The sequence below is a fragment of the Kaistella haifensis DSM 19056 genome, assembly GCF_000735695.2.
GTDB classification, from domain to species: Bacteria; Bacteroidota; Bacteroidia; order Flavobacteriales; family Weeksellaceae; genus Kaistella; species Kaistella haifensis.
Window position 1 is genome coordinate 1 of record NZ_JASZ02000064.1, and the last position, 2,714, is coordinate 2,714.

The 2,714-nt window shown below is 33.8% G+C and carries 2 protein-coding genes; both read left to right on the top strand.

Annotated elements, in window-relative coordinates:
* The first annotated feature begins 238 nt into the window (after positions 1-238).
* The gene (locus AP75_RS13685; protein ID WP_072965310.1) at positions 239-2,380 is read left to right on the top strand and encodes a TonB-dependent receptor; all 2,142 of its coding nucleotides are present in this window, start codon (positions 239-241) and stop codon (positions 2,378-2,380) included.
* 149 nt (positions 2,381-2,529) lie between these two features.
* Positions 2,530-2,714 (top strand): transposase (locus AP75_RS13690; RefSeq protein ID WP_143755928.1); only part of this gene is annotated, 185 nt, incomplete at its 3' end.

Below are 2,714 nucleotides of genomic sequence, written 5' to 3' on the forward strand. Positions count from 1 at the left end.
ATTATTGAACGGACATTTTCCTGGTTTGATAACGACAGGAGATTATGCAGGAATTACGAATTACTAATGGAAAATTCTGAAAATATGGTAAAATTATCCGCCATAAAAAATTTATTGAATAAAATTTAAACAGGCTCTTATTATATTGTAAAATTATAATTAGATTTTCTTTTGCGAGATTATGAATAATTTTTAATTTTGTTTATTCTAAATAAAAATAATTACACACTACTACCAAATGAAAAAAACACTATTATGCTTAGGGAGTGTATTCCTTGTATCGGGAATTGCAAAAGCCCAGAAAAATGTTATTAAGGTAAATGATTCTGTTAAACAAGGAAGGCTTGATGAAGTCATTATAACAGTAACCAGGACACCAGAGATAATAAAGAAAACAGCCTCAACAGTACACATTGTCAACCGTAAAGAAATTGAAGAGCAAGCTGCAATTTCTCCGGATCTTAGTAACATCCTTGCTTATCAGGTTCCCGGATTGGCTTTTGGAAATAATCTGGTCGGAAACAGAGGGCAAACATTAAGAGGAAGAAATGTATTGATAATGATAGACGGAATTCCACAATCCAGCCCGCTTCGGAATAACGACAGAGAGATTAGAAGTATAGATCCTTCTGTACTTGAAAGAATTGAAGTTGTTAAAGGAGCAACATCTATTTATGGAAATGGTGCAGAAGGAGGGATTATTAATTATATAACTCAAAAAGATAATTCGAAAAAGTCAATATCCGGAAAAACTGTCTTGGGGTTTACGGGGCATGAATTATTCAATAACAAGATGTTTAAATCTGAGGGAGGAGCCGGATATAGAATATCACAGAGCTTTTATGGAAAGCTGGGCAAATTTGATTATCTGGTAAACGGAACCTTCACAGAGAATGGCGTTAAGATAGATGGAGAAGGTTTAGTCCAAAACCCCAGATATGGACTTGGTGAAACAAAGGTAAATAATGCCTTTGCAAAATTGGGTTATTCCTTCAATGACAAAAGCAGAATAGAATTGATGTACAATTACTATTCTAGTTTGCAGGATTCCAAATATATCCTGGATAAAGGAAAGTATGGTGAAAGGCCGTCAACTGGTAAAATAGGAGAAAGTCTTGGTGTAAAAGAAGGAACTAAATATAATCACAACGCTTATTTGAAATATAGCAATACTTCTATATTCCGTAATACATCGTTCAATGCATCCGTTTATTTTCAAGACTTTTATACAATTTACGACTACAGAGAAGCTCCCCGTTGGAAAACAGGTGGCCAATCTGCAATTCTGGAAAAGAAATATGGCTTTCGTACCGACTTTAATACAGAATTCAGAAAAGAAGGTATATTAAAAGCTTCACTTACTTATGGTATAGATTTACTGAATGAACATACTACGCAGCCATTAGTAGATGGCAGAGTATGGGTTCCTGAATTGAATATGATGGCATTTGCACCATTTATACAAAGTAAACTATATCTTACGGAAGATTTAACAGTAAAAATGGGAAGCCGTTGGGATTTAATGAATATAAAAGTTCCGGATTATACAACGCTTCCTTCCGGAAAAGACAGTGCTTTTAATGTACAGGGAGGAAGTCTGAAGTATAAAAACTTCTCATACAATGCCGGACTTAGTTATACCGCCTTTAGCTATTTCCAGCCATTTACATCCTATTCCAGAGGATTCAACATTTATGATCTTGGACGTGTACTGAGAGATGCTAAAAGTAATGTGCTAAACGAAATTAACACAGAACCCGTTGTAGTAGACAGCTACGAAATAGGTTTTAATAGTAAAATAGGTAAAGTTATAGACTTTTCTGCAAGTTATTTTTATAATTACTCTAAGCTTGGTGCAGATTTAGTTTCTGTGAATGGTTTTTGGACACCATTGCGAGCACCACAATATATTAGTGGAGTAGATCTTGTAATGAATGTTTATCCGGCAAGAGGATTGAATATAGGCGTGAATTATACTTATCAGGAAGGGAAGGTAGATGTAAATAATGACAATACCTATCAAAAATATCTGAGCGGGTTGAGAATTGCTCCGCCAAGACTAAATTCTTATGTTAAATGGATGTCAGATGATAAAAAACTGAATTTAGGTCTATATCATATGTACTCATTCAAAAGGGATCGGTTTTCTCCGGATAAATCTGGGAAATATGAAGAAGGAGAAGGGCCTGTAGAATCTTTCAATCTATTCAACTTTCAGGGAAGTTATAAATTTAATCAGTTTATAATGTTAGGGCTGGGAGTAGAGAACCTGTTTAATAAAACCTATTTTACTCCTACATCTATGTACACTGCAAGAGATGCTGAATATGTAAGAGGTAATGGAAGATATTATACATTGACATTAAGTTTTAAATACTAGTAGTGCATTATTAAGAGCCTGTTTAAAAATTAAATTAGAAAAATTCGTACGGCGTTTATTTTATAAAATAATCTTATAAAAAACTGATTGTCAGTTGTTTATGTTGTTTATTTTCCGTAACTTGTTGGTTACTAATCAATTAAATTACAGTGAAAAATTACTCGACAAACATTTCTGACAATCAGTGGCAATTTATAAAAAAGACTTTGAACCTCAATGACAGAAAGCGAAAATATGGTTTAAGAACCATTTGGAACGCCATAATGTATTTGGTGAAAACCGGTTGCCAATGGAGGATGTTACCCAATGATTTTCCGAAATGGGAATTGGTCTA